Raw genomic sequence first — 17,339 nt, forward strand, 5'->3', positions numbered from 1 at the left:
TTATGGCTGCCTCCACCGGACGGATGCGACACTTCGGGTAGGCGGGTGTGGAGGAGGGTCAGGCGTGCAGCTGCTCAGCGGCGACGCGCGACGCGCCGTGTTCGCGCCGCTCGACGACGGCGCGTTGCGCAGCGAGGCCGTGGTGCGGCGGGTCGGCAGCGCGATCGCGCTCGGCCTGCTGGGTGACGGCGAGCAGCTCCCCGCCGAGGCGGACCTCGCGACGATGCTGAACGTCTCGACCGTGACGCTGCGCGAGGCGCTGTCGGACCTGCGGAAACTCGGGCTGGTCGAGACGCGTCGCGGGCGCGGCGGCGGGAGCTTCGTGCGGTCGCGCGACGACGCGCTCGCCGAGCTGGCGGACACCCGTCTCGCCCAGCTCGGCACCACCGACCTGCGGGAGCTGGGTGACGTGCACGGGGCGGTCGCCGCGGCGGCGGCCGGGCTCGCCGCGGACCGGGCGTCGCGCGCCGAGATCGCCCGGCTGCGCGACATCCTCGACCGGCTGGCCCGCACCGACTCCATGACCGGGCAGCGGCGCGTCGAGGGGCGGTACTACATCGAGGTGGCGGCCGCGGCGCAGTCGGTGCGGCTGACGATGCAGGAGATGGAGCTGCACCTGGAGCTCGGTCAGCTGCCGTGGCCGCCCGCGCACGAGCCCGGACGGCGCGAGCTGATCGTGGCGAGCCACCGGGCGGTGGTCGACGCGATCGCCGACCGCGACCCGGCCCGGGCCAGGCGCCTCGCGGGTGAGCACACCGACCTCCGCACGCGCTGGCAGGTCGACCTGCACCTGCGGCGGGTGCTGGCGCCGGCCGGCCCGCTCCGGCAGGAGGTGTCGTGACGGCCGCGGTGGGCGGGGTCGACGCGGGCGGGGACGGCGCCGTCGCCGCGATCGGCGCCGCCGTCGCGGGGACGATCGAGCGGGTCTTCGCCGCGGTCGGCGTGGTCCACACCGCCGCGCTGCGATCGCTCGCCGCCGAGGTGTCCGACGGACCGCGTGCCGCGGAGTCCGGGCGCGTCCTCGACGAGCAGATCGACCGGTTGCTGCGGGAGCCGGGGCAGATCGCGGTGGGTCTGGGCCTCGTCGCCGCGCCGCGCCCGGAGCTGAACCTGCCGCTTCGGCTGCGGTGGTGGCAGGTCGACCCGAGCGTCGGCCGGCTCGTGCAGCTGGACCCGGACCTGCGGCCGGCCAGCCTCGGCTACTACGACTACACCGCCACCGACTGGTTCGACGTGCCGCGCCGCACCGGCCGGCGCCACGTCGTCGGCCCGTACGTCGACGTGCACGGCACGGGGCGCTACCTCCTGACGCTCACCGGGCCGCTCGTCGCGCGCGGCGAGTTCCTCGGGGTGGTGGGGGCCGACGTGCCGGTGAGCGCGTTCGAGTCGCACCTGTTGCACGTGTTGGGCCTGCCGCGGCAGACCTTCCTGGTGCGCAACGACGAGGGCCGGGTGGTGCTGTCCACCTCACCGGAGTGGTTGGTCGGCGATCTGGTGCGCGACGAGGCGGTGCTCCCGGGACCGGGTGCGCCGATCACCGGCGTGCCGTGGCGGCTGCACGTCCGCTCCTGACCCGGGCCGGGTCCTGGATCGGCGGAAACCGGTGCGCGCAGCGTCTTGATGTATGACCTCTGCCTCTATAGGTTTTACGCCCAGCCGGCTGTGACCCCGGGCACAGGGCGCCGGCGGGGTCCGCGTCGCGGACCCGTCGAGGGATGGAGGAGGCTCGATGACCGCATCCGGAGGGCCCGTCGGCCCGCCCCCGCAGGACGGTTCGGCCCGCACCGACGAGGCGCAGCTCGCCGCGCTCGGCTACACGGGTCAGTTCGAGCGGAGCATGGGCCTGTGGGCGAACATGGCCCTCGGGTTCACCTACCTCTCGCCGCTGGTCGGCGTGTACTCCCTGTTCGCCTACAGCCTGAGCATCGGCGGCCCGCCCGCGATCTGGTGGATCGTGATCGTCGGCGTCGGACAGCTGCTGGTGGCCCTCGTCTTCGGGGAGGTGGTCTCGCAGTACCCCCTCGCAGGCGGCATCTACCCGTGGACGCGGCGGCTGTGGAACCGCCGCTACGCCTGGATCGTGTCCTGGATCTACATCTGGGCCGTCATCGTGACGATCACGTCCGTCGCCGAGTTCGGCAGCGGGTTCGTCGCGGCGCTCCTGGGCATCGAGGCGACCCCGGGCGTCACGCTGCTCACCGTCGCGGGTCTGCTCCTCGTCGCCCTCGTGGCCAACTACAGCGGGACGGGCACGCTGGCGCGGATCGCGCGGATCGGCCTCGCCGCCGAGCTGATCGGCGTGGTCGCGCTCGGCCTCTACCTGCTGCTGTTCCGGCGCGCCCAGCCCTTCTCGATCTTCTTCGACACCCTCGGTGCGGGTGGTGAGGGGGCCTACCTCGCCACGTTCCTCGCGGCGGCGCTGAGCGGGCTGTTCCTGTTCTACGGGTTCGAGGCCTGCGGCGACGTGGCCGAGGAGGTCGCCGACCCGGCCCGGCGCATCCCGGTCGCGATGATCCTGACGATCCTCGTCGGGGGCGTCTCCGGCTTCCTGTCCTACGCCGGGTACGTGCTGGCCGCACCCGACCTCGCGGCCATCGTCGCGGGGGAGGACACCGACCCGATCCCGTCGATCCTCGAGAGCGCGCTCGGGACGGCCGGGTCGAAGGTGTTCCTCGTCGTCACCGTCGTCGCCTTCATCTCGTGCGTGCTGTCCCTGCAGGCCGCCGGCAGCCGCCTGCTCTACTCCTTCGCACGGGACCGGATGCTGCCCGCCAGCGGCTGGCTCGCGCACGTGTCGTCGCGCCACGCCGTTCCCACCCACGCCCTCCTCGTGGTCTGCGTGGTGCCGCTGCTGCTGGCGCTGTTCGTCTACTGGCGGCCGGACTCGCTGGCCCGCGTCACGGCGTTCGCGGTGCTGGGCATCTACGTCGCCTTCCAGGCCGTCGTGCTGGCCGCCCTGCGCCAGCGGATCATGGGCTGGCGCCCGGCAGGCCTGTGGAACCTCGGCCGGTGGGGCACGGCCGTGAACGTCCTCGCGCTCGCCTACGGCGTCTTCGCGATCGTCCTGCTGCTGCAGCCCGCGGAGGCCGAGGCGTTCCTCGACCGGTGGATCGTGCTCGTGGGGCTCTGCGTGGTCGGCGGCTCCGGGCTGCTCTACCTGTGGCTCGGGCGTCCGGACCGGGATTCCGCGGACGTACCCGAGGGCGACGCCCGCGTGGTGGCCGCGCAGCTCCAGGCGATCAGGCGCGACGAGCGCGCCGTGAGAGGTGAGGAGATCTGATGAAGTTCAGCTACGTCATGCTCCCGGACTACCCGCTCGAGGAGTCGCTGCGCGCGATCAGGCTCGCCGACGAGCTCGGTTTCCACGCCTGCTACGCCGCGGACGAGACCTGGCACAAGGACCTGTGGCTGCTGTTCGCCGCAGCCGCGCAGCAGACCTCGCGGATCCGCTTCGGCCCGAGCGTCTCGTCCGTGGTCCTGCGCGAGCCCACGCTCATCGCCCAGGCCGCCGCCACCCTCGACGAGCTCTCCGGCGGGCGGGCCGAGGTCGTCCTGTCCAGCGGCAACTTCGGCCTGCTCGCCCAGTACAAGATGGACTGGAGCACGCAGAAGCCGCTGTCGCGCGTCATCGAGGGCACCAAGGTCATCCGCACCTTCCTCGACGACGGTGCGATCACCTTCGACGGTGAGTTCTTCTCCTACGACGGGCTGTTCACGTTCGCGCGGCCGGTGCAGGACCGGGTGCCGGTGAAGCTCGGGGCGATGCGCGGCCCCCGTTCCTTCGAGGCGTCGGCCGAGCACTCCGACGGCTGCCACCACGCCCTGAGCTACACGCGCGAGGCCTACGAGTACGCGGCCGAGCACCTGCGGATCGGTGCGGAGCGCGCGGGCAAGGACTGGACGACCCTCGACTTCGGCGCCTGGGTGGTGCTGGCCGTCGGGCGGGACTCCGCGGCGGCCAAGGACGCGGCCCGCAGCATGGTGGGCATCTACGCCTCGTCCATGCCGGCCGAGCAGCTGGAGCGCAACGGCGTCGACCCTGCGAGCCTGAAGCCGATCATCGACGCGATCGCGGGCGGCGACCTCGCCAAGGGGATCGAGCTGACCACCCCGGAGATCGCGGAGAAGCTCTCCTTCGCCGGCACGCCGCAGGAGGTCACGGAGAAGATCAAGGCGATCGAGCCCGCGGGCGTCAACCACCTCATCGCGGCGATCACCGACGCGTCGCTGGTGAAGACCTTCACCGGCCGGTCGATCCCGGGCGTGGCCACGGTGGAGGAGCAGCTGCAGCTGCTGCACGACGAGGTCGTGCCCGCCTTCTCCGGCGGGTGACTGACGAACGGCACTTTCGTCGGTACCTAGCTGACGAAAGTGCCGTTCGTCGCTGGTGGGAGCTCTGCGGGCAGCCCGAAGGCCGGGAAGTGCTCCTGCCCGATGAACGAGGTGATCTCCGCGATCCGCGCGCCCCGCAGCGTGAGGACGTTGATCGACCAGGCGCGGTGGACGTCGGATCCGTCGCCGCGCAGGTAGCAGGCCACGGCGGGCTGGCCGTTCGCGCTGGTCTCGATGTGCCGCCAGCTGCCGCAACCGGTGAGCGGGACGCGCACGGCGAAGTCGGTGACCGGCCCGAGGCCGCGGTACCACTGCGGCAGGGGTGGCATCGACCAGGTGACGTCCTCGGTGAGCAGCGCGACGAGCGCGTCGGCGTCGCCGCGTTCGAGGGCGGTGGAGAACCCGGTGACGACCTCCCGGAGCCGGTCGTCGTCGAGCTCGCGCAGCGTCTGCTGCTGCGTGCGGTCGGGCACCCGCTCGGCGACGACCGCGCGGGCCCGCTGCAGCGCGCTGTTCACCGACGCGCGCGAGGTCCGCATGATCTCGGCGATCTCCGCCGCCGAGAAGCCGAGCACCTCGAACAGCAGCAGCGCCGCGCGCTGGTTGCCCGGCAGGTGCTGGCACGCCGCGACGAACGCGAGCTCCACGGCCTCGCGCTGCTCGTAGCGGGCGTCCGGCGCGAGCGGCCCGGCGCCGAGGGTGCCGTCGGGGTAGGGGCCCAGCCAGGCGACGTCGGTGCGCGGCGCCGCGTCGGCCACGGTGCGCTCGCTCGACGGGCCCAGGTCGACGGGCAGCGCCCGGGTGCCGCGGCGCCGGACCGCGTCGAGGCAGGTGTTGGTGGTGACCGAGTAGAGCCACGAGCGCAGCGAGCTGCGGCCCTGGAACCCCCCGAGCCCCTTCCACGCCTTCAGCAGGGCGTCCTGCAGGGCGTCGTCGGCGTCGTGGGCGGAGCCGAGCATGCCGTAGCAGTGCGCGTGCAGCTCCCGGCGCAGCGGCTCGACGAGGCGGGTGAACGCGGCGTCGTCGCCTGCGCGGGCGCGCACGAGGTCGTCGGCCGGATCGGCGGCGGGTGCAGCGGTGTCGGCCACGACGGGGATTCTGCCCGACGCCGGTGCCGCTCAGGCCCACACGAAGTAGCGCAGCCACACGTACACCCACGCCATCGCGGTGCTGAGCAGCGTCACCACGATGCCGTAGCGGGTGAACTGCCAGAACGAGATCGGGTGGCCCATGCGGGCGGCGATGCCGATCGCCACCACGTTGGCGCTGGCGGCGACGGCGGTGCCGTTGCCGCCGAAGTCGGCGCCCAGTGCGAACGCCCACCAGAGGGCCTCGCCGGTGTCCGGGTCGGGCACCTGGGCGACGAGCCCCTCGACGATGGGCGCCATCGTGGCGGCGTAGGGGATGTTGTCGAAGAACGCGCCGAGGACGGCCGAGCCGAACAGCAGGGCGGTGGCCGCCGCGAGGTAGTCGTCGCCGACGGCGGCGATGACGAACTCGCCGATGGTGGCGATCACCCCGGTGTGCACGAGCCCGGCCACCATGACGAACAGGCCCATGAAGAAGACGAGCGTTGGCCACTCGACCTCGCGCAGGGTGTCGCCGGTGTCGGCCCGGGTGACCAGCAGCATGACACCGGCCCCGACGAGCGCGACGATCGATGGCTCCAGGTGCAGCACCGTGTGCAGGGCGAACCCGGCGACGACGCCGCCGAGCACCAGCAGGCAGCGCACGAGCATCCGCGGGTCGGTGATCGCGCGGTGCTCCTGCAGCGCCATGACCTCGGCCACGCGGTCCGGGTTGTACCGGAACGAACGGCGGAACAGCACCTTCGTGAGCAGCACGAACACGCCGAAGATCACGACCACGACCGGCGTCATGTGCACGAGGAAGTCGTTGAAGCTCAAGCCCGCGCGGCTGCCGATGATGATGTTGGGCGGGTCGCCGATCAGGGTGGCGGCGCCGCCGATGTTGGAGGCCAGGATCTCCGCGATGAGGTAGGGCTGGGCCGGGATGTCCAAGCGGTTGCAGATCACCACGGTGACCGGGGCGACCAGCATGACGATCGTGACGTTGTCCAGCAGCGGGGACGCCACCGCGGTGATCCCCATCAGCATGACCATCAGCCGGTAGGGGTGGCCACGGGAGCGCTTGGCCGCCCAGATCGCGAGGAAGTCGAACAGGCCGGTCTGCTTGATGACCCCGACGATGATCATCATGCCGAGCAGCAGGAAGATGACGTTCCAGTCGATTCCCTCGTGCTCGGAGAAGAACACCTCGGCACCCGGCGTCAGGCCCAGCACCGTCATCGCCCCCGCGGCGACCAGGGCGGCCTTGACCTTGTCGACCTTCTCGGTGGCGATGTAGTAGAAGCCGACGACGAAGATCCCGAGGGCGACGGCGGCACTCACCGGTGCCACCGCCCCCGGATCAGGCCGGCGGACCGCCCGCGGTGAGGTGGGTGAGCAGCCGGTCGAGGGTGATGGCGCCGACCAGCGCCCCGGCGGCGTCCACGACCGCGACGAGCGGGCTGCGCATGCGCCCCATCAACGCAGCGATCTCGAGGAGGGTGGCGTCCTCCCGCACCGTCGCCGGGCGGATGGCGGTGCGGGGCAGGCAGTCGCCCACCGAGAGCGCTCCCAGCTCCTGCCAGAACGCGTCGGCGTGCGGCTCGTCGATCGTGCGGGCCAGCGCCGGACCCTCCCGGTGGGCCCGCGGCACCGTCAGCAGCAGCACCTGGGTACCGGGCAGGACCGTGAACGGCCGGGAGCCGCCGTCCACGACGATCAGCCCGGGCAGGTGCGCCCGCGCCATCACCTGGACCGCCGTGGCGACGGGATCGTCCCGCGTGACGGTCGGCACCTGTTCGACGAGCTCCCGTGCCCTCATGACACCGTCCCTCTGGACGCACCCCGACTGCGGCGCCCGGCACTCTACGCGTCGATCTCCCGGTTCGCCCGGCTCCGGTCGAGCTCGGCCACCCGGCGCTCGAGCGCGGCGAGGCGGTCGGCCGCGGAACGCTGGTGCAGCAGGTCCGCGAGCTGGTCGGCCTCGTCCGCGTCGAGGAGGATCTGCTCCGCCGGTTCGCCGTCGTCATCGCCGTGTCCCGTTCCGTAGGTCAGCAGGTGCCGACGTCCGGTGTGCTCGACGAGCACGCCGAACCGCTGACCGGCGCGCGTGCGGCAGTCGTGGGAGTGCCCGACTCCGGGGATGGTGGTCCGGGTGATGTCCACGGGGGAGGTCGTGCCCTTCTTCGACGTGCTGGTGACCGGGTGCGCCGGGGCCCCTCCGAGTCTCGGCAGCGAGCGGGGCGCGCACCATCGGTGCTCGCACCCACATCGCGGGGGGTCGGACATGCACGTCACGAGCCGCGGGCGGGGGTCACCACCGATGGACGGGGGACCGCGCGAGGCGCGACGCTGGGTCGCATGAGCCAGCGAGCCGGACCCGACTCCGGCGCGACTGCACGGGGGGACAGCCCGGCCCGGCCGCTGTTCCGGCGGATCGTGCTGATCAACGGCCTTGTCTTCACGGTCGGCACGCTGGTGCTGGCGCTCTCGCCCGCCACGGTCTCCTCGCGGGTGCGGCTCACCGAGATCCCGGTGCTGACGGTGGGCCTCGCGGTCATCCTCACCGCCAACGCGCTGCTGCTGCGCCGCAGCCTCGCGCCCATCGACGCGCTCATCACCGTCATGGGGCGGGTGGACCTGCTGCGGCCCGGCGACCGGCTCGCCGAGCGCGGCAACGGGGACCTGACCCGGCTGATCGGGACGTTCAACGCGATGATCGACCGGCTCGAGGCGGAACGCTCGGCGAGCAGCGCCCACGCCCTCGCCGCGCAGGAGGGCGAGCGCCAGCGCATCGCCCGGGAGCTGCACGACGAGATCGGGCAGAGCCTCACCGCGGTGCTGCTCGGGCTCAAGCGGGCCGCCGACCGCGCCCCCGACGACCTGCGCGACGAGCTGCGCACGGTGCAGGAGACCGTGCGGGCGAGCCTCGACGAGGTGCGCCAGGTGGCCCGGCGGCTGCGCCCGGGGGTGCTGGAGGACCTCGGGTTGCAGAGCGCGCTGGCCGCGCTGGTCACCGAGTTCACCGAGACCGCGGGCGTGCCGGTGGTGCGCAGCTCCGAGGGCGTCCTGCCCGTGCTCGACGCCGACGTCGAGCTCGTCCTCTACCGGATCGCGCAGGAGGGGCTGACCAACGTGGCCCGCCACGCGGGCGCGAGCCGGGTGGAGCTCGCGCTGGACGCCCGCGGGGGAGCGGTCACACTGTCGATCAGCGATGACGGGTGCGGCGGCGTCGTCCACGAAGGGGCCGGGATCAGGGGAATGCGGGAGCGGGCGTTGCTCATCGGGGCCGAGCTGACCATCACGTCCCGTGCGGGGTGCGGCACCGAGGTGCGCCTGACCGTGCCGGCGGGGGCGGCATGAGCACGCCGGCCCCGCCCCCGACGCGGATCCTGCTGGCCGACGACCACGCGCTGGTCCGGCACGGCCTGCGGCTCATCCTGGACGCCGAGCCCGATCTCGCCGTCGTCGCCGAGGCCGCCGACGGCGCCGAGGCGGTCGACGCCGCGAGCCCGGAGGCGGTGGACCTCGCGATCCTGGACATCGCCATGCCCCGGCTGACCGGGATCCAGGCGGCGCGCGAGATCTCGCAGCGCGCCCCGCGCATCCACATCCTGATGCTGTCGATGTACGACAACGAGCAGTACTTCTTCGAGTCCCTCAAGGCGGGCGCGTCGGGCTACGTCCTGAAGTCCGTGGCCGACCGGGACCTGATTGAGGCGTGCCGGGCGTCCGTGCGCGGGGAGCCCTTCCTCTACCCCGGAGCGGTGACGGCGCTCATCCGCGACTACCTGCAGCGCGACCGGCGGGGGGACCGGCTGCCGGACCGGATCCTGACCCCGCGCGAGGAGGAGATCGTCAAGCTGATCGCGGAGAGCCACTCCTCCCGCGAGATCGCCGAGACCCTGGGCATCAGCGCCAAGACCGTGGAGCGCCACCGGGCGAACATCCTGGCGAAGCTCGGCATGCGCGACCGCCTCGACCTCACCCGCTACGCCATCCGCGCGGGGCTCGTGGAGCCCTGACTCCGGGCAGCCGGGTAAAGGGTGGGCCGAACGGGCTCATAGGATGACGGGCCGGTCGCCGAGGGGGAGGGCTGCATGACACCGCGTGAGCAGGGGGCTGCCCGTCCCGGCGCCGGACCCGCGGCGCCGGCGGGGTACCGGCCGGAGCTGCAGGGCCTGCGCGCGCTCGCGGTCGTCCTGGTCGTGATCTACCACGTGTGGATCAACCGGGTCTCCGGCGGCGTCGACGTCTTCTTCGTCGTGTCCGGGTTCCTGCTCACCGGCCAGCTGGTGCGCTCGGCCGAGCGCGGCGACCTCGACCTGCGCAAGCGCTTCAGCCGCACGCTGCTGCGCCTCACACCCGCGGCGTCGCTGGTCCTGGTCAGCACCGCGGTCCTCGCGGCGTTCGTCCTGCCCGAGGGGCGGTGGAGCCAGACCGCCCGCGAGGTCGTCGCGTCGGCGCTGTTCCTGGAGAACTGGCAGTTGGCCGCCGACTCGGTGGACTACGCCGCACGCAACAACGTGGCGAGCATCGCCCAGCACTTCTGGTCGCTGTCGGTGCAGGGGCAGTTCTTCCTCCTGTGGCCGCTGCTGATCGCGCTCGTGGCGCTGGCCTGCCGGCAGGTGCCGGGGCGGCTGCGCCGGTCGGTCACCCTCGCGCTGCTCGGCGTGTTCGCGGCGTCGCTGCTCTACTCCATCGAGCTGACCATCACCAACCAGCCACTGGCCTACTTCCACACCCTCACCCGGCTGTGGGAGTTCGCGCTCGGCGGGTTGCTCGCCCTGCACGGTGACCGGCTGGTGCTCACGCGGCGGGCCCGCGTCGCGGCGGGCTGGACCGGCGTGCTGGGGCTCGTCGCCTGCGGGGCCCTCATCCCGGTGGCCACGGTGTTCCCGGGCGTCGCGGCGCTGTGGCCCACCGGCTGCGCCGCGCTCGTGCTGCTGGCCGGTCGGACGGGGACGCGGGCAGGGGCCGACCGGCTGCTCGCCGGCCGCGCGGCCGGCTACCTCGGCGACATCAGCTACGCGCTCTACCTGTGGCACTGGCCGCTGCTGGTCCTCTACCTGCAGGCGTGGCAGGTCGAGACCCCGAGTCCGGCCGCCGGTGCTCTGATCATCGCGACGTCCCTGGTGCTCGCGGTGCTCACCCACGAGCTCGTCGAGCAACCGGTGCTGCGCCACGGCTCCTCCACGGCTCGCCGGGGATACCGGGTGGCGGCGGTGTGCACCGCCCTCGTCGTGGTCGTGGCCGCAGCCTGGCAGGGCGTCGGCGCACTGCGGTCGAACACCGGGGCGGACATCGGCGACACCGCCTACCCGGGAGCGCTCGCGCTGGCCTCGGACGAGGAGGTGGAGCCCGCGCCGCTGCTGCCCGGCCCGGCGGACGTGGCCGACGACTGGCTGCGGCTCGAGCGTTGGGACTGCGCGCCGATGACGGCGTTCGCGTGGGACGTCTGCGCCCTGCCGATGCCGCCCGCCGAGGAGGGCGCCGACGAGCCCGAGCCGCCGTCGCGGCGGATCGTGGTGGTCGGCGACTCGCACGCCCAGCAGCTGACCGCGGCGCTGGTCCCGATCGCCGAGCAGAACAACTGGCAGCTCATCGCCATGCTGCGCGGGGGGTGCCCGTTCTCCACCGTGTCCGAGGTGGACCCGGACGAGACCGAGTGCGTCGACTTCAACGCCGCGGTGGCGGACGAGATCACCGCACTCCAACCGGACGCCGTGGTCACCATGGCCACCCGCGACGCCCGGGTCGGGCAGACCGAGCAGATCCCGGCCGGCTTCGTCGAGCAGTGGCGCCGCCTCGACGCCCAGGGGATCCCGGTGCTCGCGCTGCGGGACAACCCGCGGTTCGACCACTCCATCCCCGACTGCGTGCAGACCCGGCCCGACGACGTCGCCGGGTGCGGGGTGGACCGGGCCGAGGTCTACGCGCCGACACCGCCGTGGGTCGACCTGCCCGACGTGCCGCCCAACGTCGCGTTCGTCGACATCGCCGACGCGGTGTGCGACACCGACCGGTGCCCGCCGGTGATCGGCAACGTGCTCGTCTACATGGACGACAACCACCTGACCGCCACCTACAGCACGTCGATGTCCGACCTGCTCGCCGGTCAGGTGCAGGCCGGCCTCGGCTGGTAGCCGGGGCCGGTGCGGCGGCCACGAGGCCGGGTCGTGCGGCGGCCGGTCCGCGACCACCGGCGCGCCGCCCACGCACCCCGTCTGCGCCGACGCACCCCGTCTGCGCTCACGCCCCCCTTCTCCTGCGACGCCCCCCGTCGAGCGGTCGCGCGGGCCGAAACGGGGGGCGTGAGAGGACAAGGGGTGCGTGAGCGGCCCCTTCCCCCGGGGGGTTCCTGACGGGCAGGGCGGGTTGCGGTGGGCGCGCCGTTCCCGGCTCGAGACCGCTGCCCCACCCCACGTCCAGGCCGCACCCGCAGTCGCCCCGGCGGCCTGTCCGACCGCCCCGTGGCGAGGGTGGCTCGGTGGGCACAACTACCGAGTCACGTGGTCGCCCGCACAGCCGTCCCCGACCTGGCCCCGGCCGGTCCACGACGAGACCGTCCCCGCCGGGTGCCACTCAACCGGCTGTGGTGCCGTTCCCGACCCCTCCGACGACAGGGCTTGATCAGTAAGCCGGGGGCCTGAGCCGCACCCCTGCAGCGCGAGGGTCCCGGGCCGGGGCGAGGGGCAGTGGTCTCGAGCCGGGAACGGCGCGCCCACAGGAGTTTTCATGGTCAGATCGACACCAGGGCTGTTGGATCACCCGGAAATCGCCCTGGTGTCGATCTGATCATGCACGGTCGCGTTCCGCGGAACGCGAGACCGCCCTCACCCCGCCGAGAACCAGCTGAGAGCGGCCCGAAGGATTTGACGAGCGGCTCGACCACACACGGCATGATCGAAACTGGCGCATCAACCGGCCAGGTGGCCCCACCGGTCGGCAAGCTCGCTCCACGGGCCGGTGGCGGCGACGCGGCCCTCCTCCAGGACGACCACGGCGTCGGCCCGGGCGAGTGCGGAGCGCTTCGCGCTGCACCCGACCACGGTGGTGCCGCGGCGGCGCAGGGCCTCCCACAGCTCGACCTCCGTGCGGGCGTCGAGGGCGGAGGAGACGTCGTCGGCGACCAGCAGCTCGGCCTCGGTGGCCAGGGCCCGGGCCAGCGCCAGGCGCTGGACCTGCCCGCCGGACAGGCGGACCCCGCGGTGCCCGACGAGGGCCGCGTGCCCGCCCGCCTCCTCGACGTCGGCCTGCAGCCGGGCGTCGTCCACGGCGGTGCCGAGCGCCGTGTGCAGCCGTGCGTCGTGGTCGAGGACGATGTTGTCGGAGAAGGAGCCGGAGAGGACGCGGGGCACCTGCCCGACGTAGGCCACCTGGCCGGGCCGCAGGAACTGCTGCGGGTCGTCCACGTCGAGGTCGTTCCAGCGGATGCTGCCCTCGTGGTCGACCAGCCCGGCGAGGCTGCTCAGCAGGCTGGACTTGCCCGAGCCGACGCGCCCGGTGAGCAGCACGAGGGACCCGGCGTCGACGGTGAGGTCGACGTCGTGGACGCCGACCGTGCCGTCGTCGTGCACGGCGGTGACGCCCTCCAGCGACAGGCGCTTGAGCGGGACCCGGCCCGCGGCAGGCGGGGCCGGGGCGGTGCCCTCCACCAGGTCGACGCCCGGCGGCACGCGGACCAGGTCGGCACCGCCCGCGAGGTCGGTCATCGCGTGCAGCCAGCGCCGGGCGACCGGCGCCTCGGTGACGGCGGCCCCGAAGACCACCCCGAACCAGCCCGAGCCGCTCACCGCGGTGGTGACCAGGAGGGTGGTGGCGAGGTCCCACCTGCCGGCGAGGTGCAGCGTCCACGCGGTGACCACCCCGGCCTGGACGAGCAGCGCCGGCGCGCCCTCCAGCAGCATGCGCACCCGCATCTCGCGGACGATGGCGGCCACCCGGCGGGCGTCGACCCGGCGCAGGTGGGCCTGCACCGCGTCGGTGGCGGCGGCGAGCTTGACGGTGCGGGCGGCGTCGAGGACGGACACGAGCGCGGACCCGAACCGGGCGCGGGCGTCGCCGGCCACGCGGGCCGCGGAGCCCGCCAGCGGGGCCCCGAGACCGGAGACGGCGGCCGACAGGGCGAGCACGGCGGCGAGCACGGCGCCGGCGAGGACGCTGCGCCCGGCGACGGCCGTGACGGCCACGACGACCATGCCGCTGACGACGTCGACCCAGCGGTCGACGTACATCACCATCCGGTCGGAGTCCAGCGCCCGCGCGACGACCTCCCCGGCCGGGGTGCGCGCCAGGCGCCGCTGCATCGTCTGGCCCCGCAGGACGGCCAGACGCATGCGCAGCGTCACCACCGACCACCACAGCGGGTAGGTGCGGAAGGCGAGCGCGAGCGCGAACGGGGCCAGCAGCAGCGACGCGGCGAGGCCCGCCCCCTCGGCCCACGGGGTCGCGCCCCGCTCCAGCGCGCCGACCAGCATGCCCCACAGCCAGCCGGTGACGGCGCCGTAGGCGCCCAGCATCGCCGAGGCGAGGAAGCCCGCCGCCCCGACCAGGCCCCAGCGCGGGTGGGCGAAGGACGTGCGCAGCACGGTGGACGACAGCCGGGGACGGACCGGCGGGGGAGGGGGCTCGAGCACGCGGCGTTCGGCGCGGGCGAAGCGGGCCGGGCGCTCGGCGACGTCGTCGGCGCCGTCGCCGGCCGCGGTGAGCAGGTCGCGGAAGGGGCCGGGCGCGGTGGCGAGCAGTGCGCGCTCGCCGTGCTGGACGACGCGTCCGCGCTCCAGCACGGCCACCGAGTGGCAGTGGCGCGTGGTGGACAGCCGGTGCGCGACCAGCACGCCGGTGCGCCCCGCCAGCAGCCGCTGCGCGGCCCGGGTGACGCGGCGCTCGGTCTGCGGGTCCATCCGGGCGGTGGCCTCGTCGAGGACCACGACGGCGACGTCGCGGACCAGCAGGCGGGCGAACGCCACGAGCTGCTCCTCGCCCGCGGACAGCGTGCTGCCGCCGGCCCCGAGGCGCGTCTGCAGCCCGTCGGGCAGCGCCGCCACCCACTCGCCGAGCCCGAGGGCCTCGACGGCACCGGCGACGGCACCCGCGGGCACGTCGGCGAAGAGGGTGATGTTCTCCTCGAGCGTGGCGGCGAGGATCTCGGTGCGCTGGGTGACCACGCCGACGGCGCGCCGCAGGTCCGCCACGTCGGTGGCCGTGACGTCCTGCCCGGCCACGAACACCGTGCCCGGCGGCGGCTCGACGGCACGCGAGAGCAGCTTCGCCAGGGTGGACTTGCCGGCGCCCGTGCGCCCCACCAGCGCGCAGGTGGTGCCGGCCGGCACCGTGAGGTGCACCGACTGCAGGGCGAAACCACCGGGGTAGGCGAAGGTGAGGTCGCGAACCTCCACGGCGGCGGGCCCCGCGGGCACGGGCGCCCCGCCGACCGGTTCCTGCGGGGGCCGACAGCAGGGTGCGGATGCGCTGCAGCGCGCCCAGCCCGGCCTGCACCTCTGGCAGCTGGTTGCTCACGTTGCCCAGCTGCCCCACGAACGTGGTGACCAGCAGCCACAGGGTGACCAGCTCGGCCAGGCCGAGCCGGCCGCCGCTCACCAGCGCGGCGCCGGCCACGGCGAGCGCGGCGAGCATCCCGTGCAGCACCAGGCCGGTGCGCCGCCCGACCCGGGAGGAGGCCGCGCAGGTGGCCGCCACCCGGCGCAGCACCTCATGGGCGCGCCGGGCGTACTGGCGCACCACGTGCGGCTGGCCGAGCGAGGAGCGGACGTCGTCGCGCCCGGCCACCGCCTCCTCGAACTGCGCGGAGTGGTCGGACCAGGCGGCCTCCTCGGCGAGCTTGCGCTCGGCCACCACGCGGGTGAGCGGGCGGATCAGCACCGCGGCGAGCAGGGTGACGAGCGGGAAGGCGATCCACGCCGGCCACCAGGTGAGCCCGGCGACGACCCAGGCGAGCGCGGAGCGCAGGACGGCCGTGCCCATCGCCCACCCGGCGCGCCGCATCAGCACCCCGAGCTGGCGGGCGTCGTCGTCGACGCGGTCGAGCACCTCGCCGACGGCCTGGTCCTCCAGAGCGGGCAGCGGCTGGTGCAGCGCCGCGTGCAGCAGGTCGGCGCGCAGCCGGCCCTCGGCGCGCCCGACGACCCCGGAGAACGCGGTGCGCCCCACGGTGTCGAGCAGGGTGCCGCCGAGCAGCAGGACGGCCAGCAGGGCCACCGCGCCCGCGGAGGGAGCCGCGGCGACGCCGCCCGCGACGACGGCGGCGAGCGTCTCGGCCGCCGCGGCGAGCACGGCGAGGGTGACGGCGACGCCCGAGGTGCGCTCGGCCAGCCGTCGCCAGTCCAGTGGCTGCGCGCGCACGTCGCCCCCGTTCCGTGCCGCCCGGCGCGCGCCGAAGAGGCCGTCGATCTCGTCGATCCCCCGGAACGCTAACGCCCGGTACCGACGGTCCGCGTGGGGTTTTCCCGCGGTGCTACGCCACGCGCAGCCGGCCGCCGGCGGCGATCCGGCCGGGGTCGGTGATGTGCGGGTTGAGGCTCAGGAGGTAGTCGATCGTGGTGCCGTGGCGGTCGGCGTAGGCGCCGAGCGTGGCGCCCGGGGCGATCACCACCTCGCCCTGGGCCGCGCGGGGGATCTCGAGGGTCTGGCCCGCCCGGATGAGGTCGGGGTCCGCGAGGCCGTTCTGCTCGGCGATCCGCTCGGTCGGCACGCCGTGGTGCAGGGCGATCCTGGCCAGCGTCTCGCCGGGTGCGACGGTGTGCACGGTCGGCCGGCCCGCGTCGGGCGCCGGCTCGGGTTGCGGCGGGACGCCGGGACCGGTCGAGGTGGCGGGTGGGCGCGGGCTCGTGGGCCGGGGCGGTTGCGGCGTGACCGCGTCGGTCGGGGCGAGGTCGGTGGGCTCGGGCGGGGTGTCGTCGGTGGCGCCGACGGCGAGCAGGACGACCGCGGCCGCGGGCACCGCGACCAGCAGGCCGATCAGGGCGTTGCGGACGATCACGGTGCGGCGCGCGCCCGGCTCGTCGCGCGTCCTGCTCGCGGCGGTCTCCAGCTCCCGCCTGAGCTTCTCGTGATCCGGCTCGTTCATCGTCGCGTATTGTGCATCCCCCGTTCGGCGCAGTTGCAGCGGGTGGGTGGCGCACGCAGTGGTGGCGAACCACAGGGCGCCTTGCATCGCGATAGGTAGATCGGGTCTACTTACCCCGGTTGGCCGAGCAGATGTCACGCACGGTGCTGCCGTGTCGACAGCCTTTCGTGAATGCCGTTGATCCTCGAATGGGGGGTCGGATGCCCTGGTGGTCCCGGTCGGACGGTTCTTCCGTCATGGACAGTGGACGGGGGTCGCTCCGCACGAACATCCACGAGCTGGCCGCCCGCAACGCGCGTGCAGCGGCGCTGTTCACGGGTGGGAACGTCAAGGAAGCGGTCGCGCTGTTCGAGGACACCCTGCGGGGCTGCCTCGCGATGCTCGGGCGTGACCACCTCGCCACGCTCACGGTCGCCGGCAACCTCGGCGCCGCCCGCGTCGAGGCCGGCCGGCGCCGCGAGGGCATCGAGCTGATCGCGGAGAACGTGGCCGACCGCTCGCGCCTGCTGGGCGATGACGACCCGCGCACCCTCACCGCCCGCGACGCGCTCGCCGTGTCCTACCGGCTGGCGGGCGACGTGGACGACGCCGTGGAGCTCTCGGGCCAGGTCACGGCGCAGCGGCGACGCGCCCTGGGCCCGACCCACCCCGACACCCTCACCTCGCGCATGGGGATGGCACGGGCCCATGCCGCGGCGGGCGACCTGGAGTCGGCCAGCGCCCTGCTCGCAGCCGCGATCCGCGACGCCGAGCAGGCGCTCCCCCCGCGCCATCCGCACCAGGAAGCGCTGCTCGAGTGTGCGGAGAGCATCGGCATGACCCGTCGGGATGCCTGACACCCCGGTGATGGC

General features: G+C 74.1%; 14 protein-coding genes and 1 pseudogene. 8 read left to right on the top strand and 7 right to left on the bottom strand.

Annotation, left to right across the window (positions count from 1 at the left end; translation table 11 throughout):
- Nucleotides 1-64 precede the first annotated feature (64 nt).
- From FB558_RS37920 to FB558_RS37935, 4 genes are all read left to right on the top strand, one after another.
- On the top strand, nucleotides 65-841 hold the full coding sequence (locus FB558_RS37920) for a FadR/GntR family transcriptional regulator (RefSeq protein ID WP_246107056.1): 777 nt from the start codon (nucleotides 65-67) through the stop codon (nucleotides 839-841).
- Nucleotides 838-1,572 carry a cache domain-containing protein gene (locus tag FB558_RS37925; protein ID WP_142062752.1) on the top strand — a complete coding sequence of 245 codons (735 nt, stop codon included), beginning with the start codon at nucleotides 838-840 and terminating at the stop codon, nucleotides 1,570-1,572. Before FB558_RS37920 ends, FB558_RS37925 begins: the two co-directional genes overlap by 4 nt.
- 157 nt (nucleotides 1,573-1,729) lie before the next feature.
- On the top strand, nucleotides 1,730-3,280 hold the full coding sequence (locus FB558_RS37930; RefSeq protein ID WP_142062755.1) for an APC family permease: 1,551 nt from the start codon (nucleotides 1,730-1,732) through the stop codon (nucleotides 3,278-3,280).
- Nucleotides 3,280-4,332, top strand: a complete 1,053-nt coding sequence (locus FB558_RS37935) for an LLM class flavin-dependent oxidoreductase (RefSeq protein WP_142062758.1) — start codon at nucleotides 3,280-3,282, stop codon at nucleotides 4,330-4,332. The genes FB558_RS37930 and FB558_RS37935 overlap by 1 nt, the downstream gene beginning before the upstream one ends.
- A 26-nt stretch (nucleotides 4,333-4,358) precedes the next feature.
- On the opposite strand, the gene FB558_RS37940 is transcribed toward FB558_RS37935, so the two are convergent.
- From FB558_RS37940 to FB558_RS37955, 4 genes are read right to left on the bottom strand one after another with little or no spacing between them, the layout of a single operon-like run.
- Nucleotides 4,359-5,420: a sigma-70 family RNA polymerase sigma factor gene (locus FB558_RS37940; protein ID WP_142062761.1), complete on the bottom strand. Its 1,062-nt coding sequence runs from the start codon at nucleotides 5,418-5,420 to the stop codon at nucleotides 4,359-4,361.
- 30 nt (nucleotides 5,421-5,450) lie between these two features.
- Nucleotides 5,451-6,743, bottom strand: coding sequence for an ArsB/NhaD family transporter (locus FB558_RS37945; protein WP_142062764.1), 1,293 nt, complete (start codon nucleotides 6,741-6,743; stop codon nucleotides 5,451-5,453).
- A gap of 19 nt (nucleotides 6,744-6,762) precedes the next feature.
- The gene (locus FB558_RS37950) at nucleotides 6,763-7,221 is read right to left on the bottom strand and encodes a CBS domain-containing protein (RefSeq protein WP_142062767.1); all 459 of its coding nucleotides are present in this window, start codon (nucleotides 7,219-7,221) and stop codon (nucleotides 6,763-6,765) included.
- A 44-nt stretch (nucleotides 7,222-7,265) separates the two neighbouring features.
- Nucleotides 7,266-7,565, bottom strand: coding sequence for a cation:proton antiporter regulatory subunit (locus tag FB558_RS37955; protein WP_142062770.1), 300 nt, complete (start codon nucleotides 7,563-7,565; stop codon nucleotides 7,266-7,268).
- Between the two features lie 195 nt (nucleotides 7,566-7,760).
- Here FB558_RS37955 and FB558_RS37960 point away from each other — a divergent pair, with 195 nt between their 5' ends.
- The 3 genes from FB558_RS37960 to FB558_RS37970 all read left to right on the top strand — a co-directional run bounded on the left by FB558_RS37960 (nucleotide 7,761) and on the right by FB558_RS37970 (nucleotide 11,545).
- On the top strand, nucleotides 7,761-8,762 hold the full coding sequence (locus FB558_RS37960) for a sensor histidine kinase (protein WP_142062774.1): 1,002 nt from the start codon (nucleotides 7,761-7,763) through the stop codon (nucleotides 8,760-8,762).
- A complete protein-coding gene (locus FB558_RS37965; RefSeq protein WP_142062777.1) occupies nucleotides 8,759-9,424 on the top strand; it encodes a response regulator in 666 nt (221 codons plus the stop codon). Before FB558_RS37960 ends, FB558_RS37965 begins: the two co-directional genes overlap by 4 nt.
- A gap of 75 nt (nucleotides 9,425-9,499) precedes the next feature.
- A complete protein-coding gene (locus FB558_RS37970; protein WP_142062781.1) occupies nucleotides 9,500-11,545 on the top strand; it encodes an acyltransferase family protein in 2,046 nt (681 codons plus the stop codon).
- A gap of 774 nt (nucleotides 11,546-12,319) precedes the next feature.
- Here FB558_RS37970 and FB558_RS37975 read toward each other — a convergent pair.
- The 3 genes and pseudogenes from FB558_RS37975 to FB558_RS37980 all read right to left on the bottom strand — a co-directional run bounded on the left by FB558_RS37975 (nucleotide 12,320) and on the right by FB558_RS37980 (nucleotide 16,488).
- A complete protein-coding gene (locus FB558_RS37975) occupies nucleotides 12,320-14,800 on the bottom strand; it encodes an ATP-binding cassette domain-containing protein (protein WP_211367128.1) in 2,481 nt (826 codons plus the stop codon).
- Between the two features lie 190 nt (nucleotides 14,801-14,990).
- A pseudogene (locus FB558_RS45875) lies at nucleotides 14,991-15,764 on the bottom strand (ABC transporter transmembrane domain-containing protein); the annotation flags it as partial.
- 112 nt (nucleotides 15,765-15,876) lie between these two features.
- On the bottom strand, nucleotides 15,877-16,488 hold the full coding sequence (locus tag FB558_RS37980; protein ID WP_170231745.1) for a LysM peptidoglycan-binding domain-containing protein: 612 nt from the start codon (nucleotides 16,486-16,488) through the stop codon (nucleotides 15,877-15,879).
- A 236-nt stretch (nucleotides 16,489-16,724) separates the two neighbouring features.
- On the opposite strand from FB558_RS37980, the gene FB558_RS37985 reads away from it, so the two are divergent.
- Nucleotides 16,725-17,324, top strand: coding sequence for a tetratricopeptide repeat protein (locus tag FB558_RS37985; RefSeq protein ID WP_170231746.1), 600 nt, complete (start codon nucleotides 16,725-16,727; stop codon nucleotides 17,322-17,324).
- Nucleotides 17,325-17,339 lie beyond the last annotated feature (15 nt).

Source organism: Pseudonocardia kunmingensis (genome assembly GCF_006716445.1).
Lineage (GTDB): Bacteria > Actinomycetota > Actinomycetes > Mycobacteriales > Pseudonocardiaceae > Pseudonocardia > Pseudonocardia kunmingensis.